This window comes from Sphaerotilus sp., assembly GCF_031429695.1.
GTDB lineage: Bacteria > Pseudomonadota > Gammaproteobacteria > Burkholderiales > Burkholderiaceae_C > Sphaerotilus.
In genome coordinates this window covers 29,742-44,479 of sequence record NZ_JANPAB010000017.1, presented here as the reverse complement: position 1 = coordinate 44,479, position 14,738 = coordinate 29,742, and the positions used below count along the sequence as shown (strand labels likewise).

Sequence of the window (14,738 nt, the reverse complement as noted above, 5' to 3'; positions counted from 1 at the left end):
ACTCACTGCAGCATGAACGTCTCGTACTCCAGCCGGTGCAGCTTGCTCTCCAGCGCGAGCATGGCGACGAACACCGTGATCATCATCGCCAGCGCCACGCCGTAACCGTAGAACGACGCCCCGAGCTGCAGCGTGACGAGCGACAGCCCGACGTTGAGCACCAGCAGCAGCGCCGTCAGCCCGAACACGACGCGGCGCCGGTCGAGGTAGAAGAAGATGTTCAGCAGCCCGAGCAGCACCACCTGCAGGCTGGCGGCCACCACGTCGAGGTAGAGCAGCGGCAGGTACAGGTGCGAGATGCCGAGCCATTCGAGCACCGTCGGCGCAGCCAGGATCACCAGCAGCACGGTGATACCCTGGATCTTCAGGATCTCGTACAGACCCTGCCGGATCGTGAAGACCATCTCGTCGCGCAGGCGCTGGATGTTGCCCAGCGAGCCGCCCTCGCGCACGGAGTCGTAGAAGCGTTCGTAGTATTCGACGAAGTCGGTCTCGATGCGCACCAGGAACACCGCCATGCCCGGGATGATCGCCAGATAGGCGAGGAAGGCGGGCATGTCGTAGATGATCGAGGCACGTAGCGGGCCGATGATGGCCTGGCTGACTTCCGGCGCGGCCCAGAACACCAGCTTGTCCGCCCAGACGCCGAGGTTGTAGAACAGCCCGACCCAGACCAGCGAGGTGAACATCGCGCCGCGCTGGAGGAAGTCGAAGGCGATCAGCCGCTCGGTCGGCAGCGTGCGCAGCACCATCACCAGCATCCCGGCCAGCAGCACGAACTGCCCGACGACGAAGCCCAGCAGCAGCCCCTCCATGCCCAGCCCGCGCAGCAGCAGCGCCCCGGTCACGCTCACGCCATAGCCGAGCGCGAACAGCGCGACGATGGTCTTGTACTGCTTCATGCCCGACAGGAAGATCGTCGCCAGCCAGATGCCGCTCATCACCACCAGCCCGCTGGCGAAGGTGACGCGGTACAGGTTGGTCTGCCCCGGGAACAGCGTGGCGACCGCCAGCAGCCCGAGCAGGCCCGAGCCGACGATGACGATCAGCAGCGCACCGAGGAAGTTCGGCGCGATCACGGCCGCACGCTTCTCGAACAGCCGGTCGGCCACCCAGCGGGTGAACGAGAGCTGGATCGGTCCCGTGAGCACCAGAGACAGCATGATCAGGTAGGTCACCGAGACCTGGAACTGGGTGATCTGCCGGTCGGGCACCGTCAGCGCCGAGATGATGCCGATCAGCAGGATGCCCAGAATCGACAGCACCCACGGACCGGAGCTGATGATGCCCGCGTAGGCGTAGGCCTGGAACAACCCGGCGAAGCTGTCCCGCCGCAGGAGCTTTCTCAGCTCGAAACCGATGCCTGCCACGTCAGGGCCCTTTCATAGACTTCCCGGTAACGACCGAGCATGCGTTCGAGCGAGTAGTAGCGGTGGACCCGCTCCACGCCGGCGTCGCTGGCACGCTGCCAGGCGTCGGCGTCGGACAGCAGCTCGACCGCGGCGTCCGCCAGCGCCTTCGGATCGGCCAGCCCGACCACGCGCCCGGAGGGGCCGAGTGCGCGGTCGTCATCGTCCAGCCCCTCGATGAGCTGGCGGCACGAGCCGACATCGGTGCTCACCGCCGGCACGCCCGCGGCGAAACCTTCGAGCAGCACCAGCGGCAGCGCCTCGCTGATCGACGACAGGACGACCAGCCCCACCTTCGGCAGCAGCTCGGTGAGCTGCTGGAAGCCGAGGAAGCGCACCCGCTCCTGCAGTCCGAGGCTGGCGATCAGCAGGCGGCATTCCTCGGCGTAGGCGGGGTCTTCGTTGTCCGGGCCGGCGATCCAGCCTTCGGCTTCGGGCAACTGGTTGACGACGCTGCGCAGGGCGCGGATGTAGGTCTTGACATCCTTGATCGGCACCACGCGCCCGATCAGGCACAGCACCTGCGGCACCGCGGCCGGTCGCAGCGCCCGCAGCGGGGCGAAGCGGGCGATGTCGATGCCGTTGGGGATGGTGGTGGTGCGCTCGCCCGCAGCGCCGTCGGCGACCTGGCGACGGCGGTTGGCCTCGTAGAGCGCGATGATCTGGTCGCTCGATGCGTAGCAGGCCTTGCCGATGCCCTGGAAGAAGCGGATCCAGAGGTCGCGAAAGTAGCTCAGCTCGGTCAGGTCGCGCTGCAGCACCGAGCGGTTGTCGGCGATCCAGTGGGCGCCGAACAGGTCGATCTTGCGCTCCTTGGTGTAGATGCCGTGTTCGGACAGCACCAGCGAGCGGCCATGCTTGCGCTTGCACATGGCGCCGAGCAGCCCCGCGTAACCGGTCGAGACGGTGTGGAAGGCCTTCACCGGGATCAGCTTGTCGGCGATGCGCTTGAGCTTCCACAGTGGCGCGTGCATGGTGCGCACCGTCCAGAAGTAATCGACGAAGGACGGATCGGTGCAGCGCTCTTCGTACTGTTCGCACAGATGCTGCCAGGCCTGGTCGCCGCGCAGGAAGTGCGCCTCGGAGAGCTGGTCGTCGAAGCGGTCGACCACCGCGCCGAACAGGGCCTGCGGGTCGGTGCCGGCGGGGCTGGCCTCGGGGTCTTGCCAGTGGCGGTGCAGCGCCTTGACGTGGGCGAAGGCGGCTGGGTCGGTGCGCTGGGTGCGCTGGGCGGGCCGGTCTTCGCTGTCGAAGATGTAGTGGGCCTCGACATGGACGAGGTTCGGCGGCAGCGTGTAGCGGATCGGGCCGTAGTCCTCGGGCCGCGAACCCAGGAACACCACGGCGAAGGTCAGGTCGGGGAAGCCGGTGATGATCTGGTGCACCCAGCTCGACACACCGCCCGAGATGTAGGGGTAGGTGCCTTCGAGCAGCAGCGCGATGTCGGCCGATTCGGCACGGGGCAGCGGGGGGGGTGATGCACTCAAGGGCGCTCTCCTGCGCGGTCTGCGCGATGCCAGTAGCGCACCAGCGCAGCCATGCGCGGGGTCACGGTCAGCGGGTCGATGCGTTGCATCAGGGTGCGCACGCTGGCCCAGTCGTGGCGGCGGTAGGCCATCTCGGCGAGGTAGGGCAGCACGCGGTTGTCGGGCAGGCCGTCCTCGGTGGCACGGATCAGATCGTCGCAGGCGCGGTCGATGTCGCCCTGCTCCAGGTGCATGCGCGCGAGCAGCTGGCGCAGGCCGCCGTCGGCCGGGTCCAGTGCAATGGCCGCCTCGGCGTGTTCGATGGCGCGGGCCAGCGTGTGCTCGCGCACATCGCCCTGCACCAGCGACTGGTAGACCAGCTCGAAGTTCAGCTCCGCCAGCTGGCGCAGCACCTCGATGCGGCTGGCGCTGTGGCGGTGCGGTTCGGTGGTGAACTGCTCCAGCAAGGCGGCCTGCTGCGTGATGCGGGTACGCAAGGCTTTTTCCTGGGTGTCGAGCAGGCCGTAGGCGACCAGACGCAGGTCTTCCACCGGGTCGCTCAGCAGCTTGCGCAGCAGGTCGCCGGCGATGCGGGCGGGCTTGCTGGCGATGGCGTTGAGGGCGCGGGTGCGCAGCGGGGCAGCGGCGTGCACGTCGGTCAGCAGCTGCCGGATGCTCAGCCCGCGGAACAGCCGCGCCGGCTCGCGCACCGACAGCAGGAATTCCGGCGGCGCGGCCAGCCGGAAGTGGTTGTCGACCGCCCGCGCCGGCAGCAACCGCATCACCACCACCGCCAGCAACAGCGCCACCAGCCCGAGGAAGGGAATGAAAAACGCCAGACTGAACAGCAACCCCAGCACCGCCAGCGGCGGCTGGCGCAGCCGTGCGGGCAGCAGCGGAAACAGCGTCACGGCCAGCACGGCGCAGGCCAGCGCATGGGTCGCGGCATAGGCGCCCAACTGCAGGATGTCGCGGTCACCGGTCCACAGCAGCAACGCCGCGCCAGCCTCCAGCCCGAGCGCAAGCAGGAACTGCAGCGGGTTCATGCGCTGGTGCCTCCGAGCACACCCACCAGCGCCGGCGCCAGCGGCGCCTGGCCGAGCGTCATCACGCGGTGCTGGATGCCGAGCGTGGCCAGATCGGCCTGGTGCGGCGCCAGCCCCTGGCGCTCGGCGACGTAGGTGGCCAGACTGAGCAGGTAGCCATCGACCGCGGCGCGGCCGACCAGCGGCATCAGCGTGACCAGCCGCTCGCGCTCACCGTCCAGCGCGTAGGGCCAGACCACGTCCGGCGAACGGGCGCGGCGCTCGGCCAGGCGGCGCTGGCTGGCGGCGTGCACCGGGTCGTTGAAGGTCAGCACCACCACCTGGCTGGGCAGCTTGAACTCGCGGGCGATGCGGTCGAGCCGGCTGGCCTCTTCGGCGAACTCGACCGGGCAGTTCGGCAAGTGCGCGAGCAGGCCCGGCACCTCGTCGCTGACCAGCGCAGCGTCCGAGAACGACGAACACAGCACGGCCATCAGCTCCAGCGCCTCGTCGTGCAGCGCCAGGAAGGGCATGCGGCTGACCACCAGCAGTGCCTGCTCGCGGTGGGTGCCGAGCACCAGCGGCGCGGCGACGAGGTGGCTGGTGGCCGCTTCATGCACCGGGAAGCCGGCCTGCACATGGGCGAGGCGGCGCTGGTCGAGCGCGTACTGCACCAGCGGGTCGGTCAGCTGCACGGGCACCGGCTGGCCGACGCTGGCCAGCGTCGTGCCGTGGGCGGTGCCGGGCGTCAGCGTGATGACCTGGGCGCTCTCGATCTGGCAGTGCACGCCAAGAAAATCGAGGAAGGCCTTGGCCGCTGCCGGCGCGTCCAGCTGTCCGGCCAGCGAGCGCGCGCGCATGTCACCGAGCGCCTGGCGCAGGGTCGAGGGTTGCAGCAGCAGATCCTGCTCCAGCACGTCGTGCGAGCGCTGGACCATGAACAGGCGGTTGGTGACCCGCTCGATGCGGTCTTCGAGGTAGGCATTGGCCTGCGACAGGCGCCGGATGCGCGAGCGCCACAGGCCGCTGAACTCGCCGCAGACCATGGTCAGCAGCAGGCCGCCGAGGAAGTAGAGCACCGGGAAGGCCGCCGACGGATCTTCGCCCTGCAGCAGCAGCCGCCACGCCATCAGCACCATCACCATCGAGCCCAGCCCGGCCAGCACGCCGTAGCGCAGCGCGACCAGGATCGGCGCGAACCAGGTCCACGGGATCGGCGCGCGGGTGAACAGCGGATCGGCGGGTGAAACCCAGTAGCCGATCGCGATGACGGCGAGCGTCAGCACCACCACTTCAAGCGCGACCCATCCCATCTTGGCGCGGGGGGATGCGAGCGCGTGCAGCCCGTCCTGGGCGGTCGCGTCGGCCGTGAACTTGGAAACCAGCATGGCGGACCCCGGGGTTCAGCGCAGCGAGAGGTCGCCGAGCAGGTCGCGCATGAGCTTCTGGCCCACGGCGGACAGCGCCTCGCGGCTCCAGCCGGACCTGGCGCCGGTGGCGGTCCAGACGACGTTGCCCGTGCCCAGGTCGATCACCTGCAGCACCAGGCCGACGGCCGGCTCGCCGTCCACGCCGACCTTGTAGCGCCACTCGTCCACCGCGCCGGTCATGGCGTAGCGCACACCCTGCTCGGTGGCCCAGCGTTGCGCGTCCTGCTGCACCTTGCGGTCGGGCAGGTCGACCATCAAGTCGCCAGCCGGCAGCGCCGGGGCGCGCACCAGCGTCTGCACGCCGCGCTGGCGCATCAGTGATTCGAGGATCACCTCGGCGCGCAGGCCGGCCTGCGGCGTCTCGGTGTGGTTGGCGATCGGCAGGATGACCCACTTGGCGCCGGCGTCGAGCTGGGCGGTGGTGCGGCTGCGGTCCATCACGGAGCAGCCGGCTGCGGCCAGTGCCACCAGCATCAGGAACAGGGTTTTCAGGAGGTGCGTGGTCTTGTGCATGGTGGAGTCCTTGCGGAGTCAGAACGTCAAATCGTCAGAACGGAAGTACGTAGCGCAGCCCCAGCGCACGGGCATCGCTGCCGGTGCCCGACTTCGAGGTGCTGAACTGGACCAGCAGCTGGTCGCTGCCCAGCACCCGACCGGCGGCGCCGACCGTGACGCCATAGCCCGCGCCGAGACGGCTGTGGTGCGTCAGGCTCAGGTCGAGGAAGGGGCGCCAGGCGCGGGAATACGCATCGCGTGCGGCCAGGCCGGCGCTCAGCCCCACGCCGTGCAGCGCGAAGCTGTCGGGCACGAAGAACGCCGCCTCCGGCTGGCTGCCGTCGGGGGTGAGGCGGGCCGTCCAGCCGGGCAGCGGGCTGCCGGTGCGGCTGTAGCGGGTGTAGCTGCCGAAGGCGCGCACGCTCAGGTCGGGCGTGGCGCCGCGCAGCACCTGACCGACTTCCCAGTCCAGCCCCAGCGCCGAGCCCAGGCGTTCGCCGCTCTGCAGGTCGAGCTGCGCCGTGCGCAACGTGACGCGCACCGGGTTGGTCAGCGACAGGCGCAGGTCACCGGTCAGGCGGGCTTCCTGCTGGCGACCGGCGACCGACAGCGGCGCGGTGTCGGTGGCGCGGGCATTGAAGCCCAGATCGGCGCGCAGTTGCAGCCTCGAGGTGGGCTGCACGGTGGCGGACAGCGTGCCGGTCCCGAACGAGCGCTCGGCCGAACGCTGGCCGAGCGAGGCTTCCACCAGCAGCGCGCGGTCCGGCTGGAACTGCAGCAGCGCCGAGAGCGCGCGGTCCTGCGTGGCAATGAGGCCGAGTTCCGGCGTGCCCGTGCTGCGCGAAATGCCGGCCCGCTGGCTGGACTGCTCCGCGCCAACGCGCAGCCGCAGCGTGTCCGACAGCGGCAGCCACAGCGCCAGCGACTGGCGGTTGGCCTGCAGCGCGTCGCGGCCGAGGTCGACGCCGTACTCGACCCGGCGCGACTGGCTCCACGCGGTGTCGGTGTAGGCCTCGTGCTGGCCGTCGTCGTCGTGGCGCTGCAGCAGGGCGATGCGCAGGGTCTGGGCGCGCGCGGTGTGGCCGAGCGCCTGCAGGGCCTCGATGCGCAGCCCTTCGGGCAGGCGGTCCGCGTCCGGGCGGTTGAACCGCTCGCTGATGCGGGCGAGGTCGCCGTCGTGCAGCGCCAGACTCATCTCGGCCCAGTCCGGTTTGCTGACGGTGTTGGCATAGCGGCGCCAGAGCCACAGCCGGGCCTGGTCGTGCTGTTCGGTCGAGAGCATCCAGCCCAGCACCAGCTCCAGCGCAGCGGCGCGGTTGGCCGGGGTCACCGCCGGATGGGCCAGCAAGCCCTGCGGACCGGCGAGCAGGGTGATGGCGCGCAACTGCTCGTCGCCATGCGCCGTGGCCAGATCGAGTCGGGCCAGTTGCAGCTGCAGCGACTGCAGCAAGTCCGGCGGAATCTTGTCGCGCAGTGCCGGGTCGTTCAGCCGCTGGCGGGTCAGTGCCAGCGCCTGCAGCCGGACCTGCTGCGCTGACCGCAGCATGTCGGTGGCTTCGAGCACATCGGCGTAGCCGGACGCCCACATCGGATCGTTCAGGTGCAGCGGGGCCTGGCGGCGCCAGAACGGCAGCGCCTGGTGTGGCTGGTCCAGCACCATGTAGCCCGCGGCATAGGCGGGGTCGTAGGCCTGGTTCCGTGTGGCCTGTTCGTGCCAGCCGGACAGCATGCGTTGCAGTTCGCCCCTGGCGCCGGCGTCGATCAGCATGAACAGGTAGGCGACCCGGGTGTCGACCTGGTCGGGCGCCGCCGCCAGTGCGCGGCGCATGTCCGCCAGGGCCGCCGGCATCTCGTTGCGCGCCTGGTGCCACTGGGAGCGCAGCAGCCAGAAGTAGGACTCCGAGGCCATCGTCCGCTCGGTCTCGGCGTCGAGGCTGCCGAACAGGCGGTCGAGTTCCGGCATCTCCCGGGCGTTCCACCACAGGTCGAGCGCGCTGACCAGATAGGACGGCTGTTGCAGCTTGCGCCAGGCGGTTTCGGCGAACCGCGCGGCCTCCTGCGGATGGCGGGTGCGCAGCAGCTGCAGCAGGCGGTCGGCCTCGATCGGGTCGAGTTCCCCCTGGCGGGTGGTGACCGTGAGGGCGGTCAGCGCCTGCGATTCGATCTGCAGGGTCCAGGCCAGATTCCCCAGCAGGCGCCAGTAGTCGAGATCGGTTTCCGGCACGCTGCCGGTCAGCGGGGCCAGGGCCGCATAAGCCAGCGCTGGCTCGCCGCGCACGCCGTGCATCTTCGCCAGCCGCATCGCGCGCGGCACGGTGGCGCCGTCACGCTGGATGAGCTGGCGCAGCGCGTCGATGGCGGCGGGCAGATCGCCCATGCGCTCGGCCAGATCGACCCGGGTTTCCAGCAGCCGGCGGTCGGGCTGGCGGCGGTCGCTGTCGACCAGCCACTGCATGCCCTCTTCTGGCCGACCCAGGCGCTCGGTCAGTGCCACGATGCCCAGCGTCTCGGTGACCGACAGCTTGCGCAGGGTGCCGATCTGGATCCACGTCGACAGCATCACCTCGTCGTCGTTGAGGCTGGGCGCCAGCCGCAGCACCGACTGCAGCGCCCGTTCCAGCGTGGCGCGGTCACCACCCGGCCCGGCCGTCAGCGTGGCCAGGGTGCGCCAGTGGTCCAGTGCCTCCTCGGGCTTGCCCACCCACTCGCTCACCTGCGCCAGCCGCTCGCGCCAGGCGACGTTCGCTGGCGCCTGCCGGACAGCCGAGGCCGCGACCCGCCAGGCGTCGGTCTGGTTGCGGTTGGCCAGGAAGGTCTGGAAGGCGAGCAGGTACGCACCGTCGTCGAAGGGCAGCCGCGGATCCCCCGCAGCGGGTGCGCCAGCGGCCGAGGCGGCCGGACTGGCCGCCTGCGGCAGCGGCTCGGCGGCCTGCGCGGGTGACACCAGCAGGTCCACCGCACGGGCGAGCCAACGAACGGGGGCAGGCAAGGGCAATGCGCTCATCTGCAGCAGGCGCTTGGCGTAGCCCTGGGCCTCGACCGGGCGGTTGGCGGCCAGCGACAGCCGGGTCAGGAAGTCCAGCAGCACGCGGTCGTCGCCGACGGTCTCGGCGTGGTCCCCGGCAACGGCGAGCGCCTTGTCCAGCAGATTGCCGGACTGCAGGATGCGCAGCGCCTCGCGCAGGTGCAGCCGCTTGCGCTCCAGCGCCGGGCTGATCTGCAGCGCACGCAGGTGCAGTGTGGCGGCGCCGGTGTAGTCCTGCGCCCAGATCGCCGTGCGCACGGCTTCCTCGAACCACGGGGCCTGGTCGCCTTCGCTGTCGAAGCGGATCAGGGCGTGGAAACGCTGGGCCAGGGCGAGCTGTTCCAGCGCGGTGGCCTTGCGGGCGAATTCCAGCAGCTGCGGCGTGGTCCAGTCCATCGCGAGGCGGGCTTCCAGCGCCTCGATCAGCTGCTGGCGCAGGGCCAGCGCCGACGCGCTGCCGGGGGTGGCGGCATTGGCGCGCTGCTCCAGCAGCCGGTAGGTCAGGCGGTACAGGCGCTGGCGCGTGTCTTCGCTGGCGATGGCCTTGCGCAGCATCGGCTCCAGCGTGGTTTCGGTGCGGTCGGTCTGGCCGAGCGAGAAATGGCGCTCGGCCAGCAGGATGCGCAACTCGTCGTTGTCCGGCTCGCTGGAGAGCAGGTTGGCGAGGTAGCTGACGCTGAGTTCGTCGTTGCGCGGCTCGGCCCGCAGGCGCTCGATCAGCTGCTGGCGCGGATACAGCATGGCGAGCAGCACCAGCACCATCGCCGCCACCACGAGCAGGCCGCCCGTGGACAGGATGCGTGCGCGCAGTCCCGTCGCGTCAGGGGCAACCAATCGTGAGCGTTTCTGTTCCATCTTTGTCGCTGGCGTAGAGGTGAACGCCGTCGGTGCTGCTGGACGGCGTCAGGCGCCGCCCTCCCAGCGTGACGGCACAACCGGTTGGATGGCGGATCGCCATCCGCAGCGGCACATGGCTCTGCAGCTGCAGGCGGGTACCGGTGGCGGTGCGTTCCATGGAGACGACGCGCGCATTGGCGTCGACCAGATGGGCGGCGTTGTCGGCGTTGGGGGCGAAGGCCAGCCAGGCCTCGCTGTCACTCAGGTGGAGGTATTGCTCCTGGTCGCCGGCCGTGAAGCCGGCCAGACCGCGGCTGCCCTGGATCTGCGGCACGCCCATCGAGCGGGGTGCCCGCAGCTCGCGCAAGGGGCCGGCACCGCGGACCAGGAAACCGCTGTCGCTGCGGGCGATGACGATCTGTTCGTAGTTCATCGCCTTGCGCACGTAGTCCGAGGTATAGACCGGGTGGAGCGGCTGTGCCAGCGCCCAGCGGTAGACCCGGTGCAGGGCCTCCAGCGAGGCGCGCCGCGAAGCCGAATACGTGTGGTAGTAGATGTTGACTGGCTTCAGGCGGTAGGGCCGCTCGGTGAGCTGGTAGGTCTCGATCACGCGCTCGTAGCCGTAGAGCGGGCCGGTGAAGTGGTTGGTGTAGACGTTCTCGTTCTGGTTGGGCGCGTAGACCTGGAAGAACGGACCCTTCTGGATGCCCAGCGGCGCGACATGGGTCATCGACGTCAACGCGTTGGTCGTGATCGTCTCGCCGCCGTTGATGGCCAGCACGCCGGACTTGGCCAGCGCCGCCAGCGTGGCCTCGTTCGGGTTGGTGTCGCCGCTCCACTGCAGCAGCACCACGGGCTTGCCCACCGGAGCGAGCCGGGTCTGGATGTACTGGATCGAGCCCTGGATCTCGCGCTCGGCGTCGAAGCGGTAGCCGGGCAACTCCAGCGCGTAGCCCTTGCCGAAGGCACCCTTTTCGACTTCGCTCCAGGTGAAGGGGTGCGAGTAGGTGTGCGAGGCGACCTCGACGTGGGGCAGCGCGAACATGCGCCGCGCGATGCCCTCCATCTCGGCCGACAGCTTCGGATAGAGGCCCTGCGGCGAGGTCTCGCCCTCGATGATCGACATCGCGGTGGGCAGCCGGTAGCGCTGCAGCACGTCGCGCAGCAGCACCTCGCTGGCCAGCGGGGCGCGCACCAGATCGCTGCGGTTGGCGAAGCCGTCGCCGTCGATGTGGACCAGCAGCAGGCGCCGGCCGGTTTCGGTCGTCGTGTCCGGCACCGGCATGGCGGGCAGCACCAGCGCGCGCCGCAGGAAGGCGATCGGGTCGATCACCCAGCGGTAGGCGTCCTCGCCGGCGGGCAGCCGCACCACGTCGTAACCGGTCAGTGCATAGCCGCCCCAGGGCGTGTAAGCGACCGCGTCCATCAGCGCGCCACGGCCGTCGCGCGCCTGCAGCAACAGCTCGGAGCCGGCGGGTGCCGTCAGCGCGCTGAAGTCGAGCTTGCCGGGGATCGGCATGATCTCGAAGCCGATGGCGGGGTCTTTCTTGCTGAAGACGACCGGCGCCGCCGCCGGCGTGTCGCTCTGGCTGCGCTGCAGACCATAGGTGTCGCGCAGCGCAGCCGGGTCGCTCAGGCCCGGCTGTCCAAAGGCGACCACCTTCACGCCCGCTGCGATGGCGCTGCGCAGCCATGTGGCCATCGCCGGCCGAGGCTTGTCGACCATGAACTGGGTGACGATGCCGGCGACTTCACCGGCCCGCACCGGCGGCAACTCGCGCTCGTCGGGGTTGATGAACTCCGGCACCAGCCCGAGGTAATAGGCCGGCGTGCCGAGAAAGCGCAGAGCGCCGGCGTAGGTCAGCTCTGCCGTGGCGGTGCCGACGGTCGCGTCGTGCAGGATGAGGAGCCGCCGCGGCAGCACCTCGATCGAACCCACGCCCATCGCGTCCAGCTCCGGCGTCGTCACCCAGGGCACATAGCCGTGCGAGCGGATGCGCTGGGCGGTTTCGCGGGCCAGCGCCCGTTCGGCGGGCGCCACGTAGTCGATGGCCAGCACCGGCAGACGGTGCTGCGTACGCACTGCGTCGAGCTTGCCGAGCAGCCAGGTGCGGTCCGGATCGCTGACCGCCCGGTAGCGCATCGTCGCCTGGTCCCAGCCGCGGTAGAGCGACTCGGCGGCGACCATGTCGATGTCCTGCGCCACCTGCGGCAGGAGGTCGAAGCCGCGGTTGGCGATCAGTTTGGCCTGCGGGAACGCGGTCTTCAGGGCCTTGACCACACGCACCAGCCCGGCCTCCTGCGCGGCGCGTTCCTCGGGGGTCTTCGCCACGAGCTGGTAGGAGTCGAGCGTGTCGAGGAAGAAACCGCGGTAGCCGCGGTCCCATTGCGGGCGGGCCACATGCTCGACGAACCACGCCGCCCATTCGGGTGCGCGCTGGTCGATCACCGCGCTGTTCCAGGTCTTGTTGCTGCCGATCAGCCAGGCGGCGGGGATGCTGGCGTGCTGCGGATGTTGGCGGGTGACCTCGCCCACCGACAGGTAGGCCATGAAGCGGGTCTGCGGTGCGGCCGCGGCGCGTGCGGAGATGTCACCGTGGTGACCAGGCTCCAGCACCACCCAGTCGAAGGCCGACAGCTCGGTCCAGGGCGGCTTGGCGCCGTAGTGCAAGGCCACGCTTGGTCCTGCCACAGCAGCCAGCGCCACCGGATGGCCTGCCAGCCACAGGCCGATCACCGCCAGCAGGCTCGCCAGCCACGACCGGCGTAAGCCGGCGCATGGCCAGGCACGCCCCCATCCATGACAGACTGAGAGGTTCACCGGACTCAATCCTCCAAGATTGGTATTTATGCAAAAAGTCAAGGTGATTCTTGGCACCATTCACTAATATTGCATAACAAGTGCTACCAAATATTGGCGGTGCATTACGAATGCGCGTCCTCAAGCCCCGGTTCAGGTGGCCGGCGCGCTTTCGTACAGCTCCAGCGGCAGCCCATCCGGATCGGCGAAAAACACGAAGCGGTGGCCGGTGAACTCGTCGAGCCGGATGTCTTCGACGGCGATGCCCTGCGCCTCCAGCCGGGCTTTCCACGCAGCGACGTCGTGCACCGAGAAGGCCAGGTGCCGCAGCCCGCAGGCTTCCGGGCGCGAGGGCCGCGGCGGTGGCGCCGGGAAGGAGAACAGCTCCAGCTGCGAGCCATCCGGCAGCGCGAGGTCGAGTTTCCAGGACTGGCGCGCCGCGCGGTAGTGCTCGGCGAGCACCTGCAGGCCGAGCAGATCGACGTAGAAGTGGCGGGAGCGCTCGTAGTCGGAGGCGATGAGGGCGACGTGGTGGATGCGCAGCAGGGTCATGGCCGGAACCCTACAGCACCGGCACCGGGCCTCGGCGTCATTCGTTTGATGGAGGGATTGCCTCGGCGAATGCCCGGTCGGCCGGGCGGCGTCCTACAGTGGCTGCAACCGAGGAGCCGCGCATGAACCTGTCCCGCCACTTCACGCTGGAGGAGCTGACCGCGTCGACGACCGCCCAGGCCGAGCACATCGACAACCAGCCGACCGCCGCCGAGATCGCCTCGTTGCGGGCGCTGTGCACCACCGTGCTCGACCCCTTGCGCGACGCGCTCGGCCAGCCGATCAAGGTGACGTCGGGCTACCGCGGCCCGGCGCTGAACCGGCGCGTCAAGGGCGCGGCCAAGAGCCAGCACCTGACCGGCGAGGCCGCGGATCTGCAGTCACCCGGCACCGCGGTGCTTGACCTGTTCCAGCTGGTGATCCGGCTCAAGCTGCCCTTCGACCAGATCATCTACGAGGTGAACGGCGCAGCGAAGTGGGTGCATGTCTCGCACGCGGCGGGCGCCAACAAGGGCGAGATCCTGCTCGGCAAGTTCAGCGCCGACGGCAAGGTGACCTACCCGCGGCTCACGGCGGCCGAGGCGCTGGCGCTGTCCGAGCCCCGCACGCGCGGCCCGCTGGTGGAGCCCGACTACACCGAACTCCGCGACGAGCCGGTGCGCCGCACGCGCAAGGCCAAGGCGGCGCCTCAGCCCGGCGCCTGATAGACCAGCACCTTCAGCGACCGCTCTGTCGACACGTCCGCGAACGCCGCCGGGTTCGGCAGGCGCTGCACGAAGGTCAGCTCGGGCGCCAGCGTGTGCATCGGCTCGGTCAGGAAGTCGGTGCCCAGCTCGGGCGCGTTCAGGCACAGCAAGGCCTGTCCACCCGGTGCGAGCAGGTCCGGCAGGCGGCGCAGCAGCCGTGCGTAGTCCTTGCCGGCGACGAAACTGCCCTTCTGGTAGCTGGGCGGATCGACGACCACGAGGTCGTAGGGACCGCTGCGGTTGATCTTGCCCCAGGAGCTGAAGATGTCGTGCGGCAGGAAGCTGGCGCCGGTTGCCACGCCGTTGAGCCGGTGGTTCTGCTGACCGATGGCGAGCGCCCCGTGGCTCATGTCGACGTTGACGACCTGGCGGGCGCCGGCCTGCAGCGCCACCACCGAGAAGGCGCAGGTGTAGGCGAACAGGTTCAGCACCTTGAGGCGCGGCCGCTCGGCGGCCAGCGCCCGCACCCAGCGCCGGCCCTCGGCCATGTCGAGGAACAGGCCGTGGTTCTGGCCGCGCAGCACGTGGACCAGGTAGCGCGTGCCGTCCTCGCTCACCGCGTGCGGCTCGGGCACGCTGCCGGCCATCAGCCGGGTGTCGGAGCGGCCCTCGTGGCGGCACTGGAAGACCCAGTTCAGCGGCTGCCCCGGCGCCAGCTGTTCCCAGCGGGCGGCCAGTGCTGCGCCGATGGTGGCCAGCGCCTCCTCCGTGACCGGCTGGAAGCTGGTCAGCACCCAGACGGGCGGGTAGCAATCGAGCGTCCAGTGCTCGCAGCCGGCGTGCAGGCCGCCGCGGCCGTGGAAGAGGCGCGCGGCGTCGGTCGGCAGGGGCAGCGACGCGATGGTGTTCAGCAGGGGAGTCACAGGCGTTGGGCAATGTCTTGTCAGCGGGGCTGCGGATTCTGGCAGTGGTTGCTTGTTCAACAGCGAGCGTGCCTTCTTTCCTTCCGCAGA

The 14,738-nt window shown here is 69.9% G+C and carries 10 protein-coding genes; 1 reads left to right on the top strand and 9 read right to left on the bottom strand.

What is annotated here, in order from left to right:
• Window positions 1–2 precede the first annotated feature (2 nt).
• The 8 genes from pelG to gloA2 all read right to left on the bottom strand — a co-directional run bounded on the left by pelG (window position 3) and on the right by gloA2 (window position 13,039).
• A complete protein-coding gene (gene pelG, locus RMP06_RS03910; RefSeq protein WP_310460472.1) occupies window positions 3–1,370 on the bottom strand; it encodes an exopolysaccharide Pel transporter PelG in 1,368 nt (455 codons plus the stop codon).
• Entirely contained in the window at window positions 1,346–2,896 is a 1,551-nt protein-coding gene (gene pelF / locus RMP06_RS03905; RefSeq protein ID WP_310460471.1) for a GT4 family glycosyltransferase PelF, read from the bottom strand. The genes pelG and pelF overlap by 25 nt, the downstream gene beginning before the upstream one ends.
• A complete protein-coding gene (locus RMP06_RS03900; RefSeq protein WP_310460470.1) occupies window positions 2,893–3,921 on the bottom strand; it encodes a tetratricopeptide repeat protein in 1,029 nt (342 codons plus the stop codon). The genes pelF and RMP06_RS03900 overlap by 4 nt, the downstream gene beginning before the upstream one ends.
• Window positions 3,918–5,288 carry a PelD GGDEF domain-containing protein gene (locus RMP06_RS03895; RefSeq protein WP_310460469.1) on the bottom strand — a complete coding sequence of 457 codons (1,371 nt, stop codon included), beginning with the start codon at window positions 5,286–5,288 and terminating at the stop codon, window positions 3,918–3,920. Before RMP06_RS03895 ends, RMP06_RS03900 begins: the two co-directional genes overlap by 4 nt.
• 15 nt (window positions 5,289–5,303) lie before the next feature.
• A complete protein-coding gene (locus RMP06_RS03890; RefSeq protein WP_310460468.1) occupies window positions 5,304–5,843 on the bottom strand; it encodes a penicillin-binding protein activator LpoB in 540 nt (179 codons plus the stop codon).
• A 34-nt stretch (window positions 5,844–5,877) separates the two neighbouring features.
• Complete coding sequence (locus RMP06_RS03885) at window positions 5,878–9,684, bottom strand: tetratricopeptide repeat protein (RefSeq protein WP_310460467.1); 3,807 nt, start codon at window positions 9,682–9,684, stop codon at window positions 5,878–5,880.
• Window positions 9,671–12,508, bottom strand: a complete 2,838-nt coding sequence (locus RMP06_RS03880) for a bifunctional glycoside hydrolase/polysaccharide deacetylase family protein (RefSeq protein WP_310460466.1) — start codon at window positions 12,506–12,508, stop codon at window positions 9,671–9,673. Before RMP06_RS03880 ends, RMP06_RS03885 begins: the two co-directional genes overlap by 14 nt.
• 132 nt (window positions 12,509–12,640) lie before the next feature.
• Window positions 12,641–13,039 (bottom strand): SMU1112c/YaeR family gloxylase I-like metalloprotein, encoded by a 399-nt coding sequence (gene gloA2 / locus RMP06_RS03875; protein WP_310460465.1) that lies wholly within the window; start codon window positions 13,037–13,039, stop codon window positions 12,641–12,643.
• 122 nt (window positions 13,040–13,161) lie between these two features.
• Between gloA2 and RMP06_RS03870 the strand changes: the two genes are divergently transcribed.
• Entirely contained in the window at window positions 13,162–13,743 is a 582-nt protein-coding gene (locus tag RMP06_RS03870; protein WP_310460464.1) for a D-Ala-D-Ala carboxypeptidase family metallohydrolase, read from the top strand.
• On the opposite strand, the gene RMP06_RS03865 is transcribed toward RMP06_RS03870, so the two are convergent.
• Complete coding sequence (locus tag RMP06_RS03865; RefSeq protein WP_310460463.1) at window positions 13,728–14,648, bottom strand: class I SAM-dependent methyltransferase; 921 nt, start codon at window positions 14,646–14,648, stop codon at window positions 13,728–13,730. The two genes, RMP06_RS03870 and RMP06_RS03865, sit on opposite strands and share 16 nt — an antisense overlap.
• Window positions 14,649–14,738: the final 90 nt, after the last annotated feature.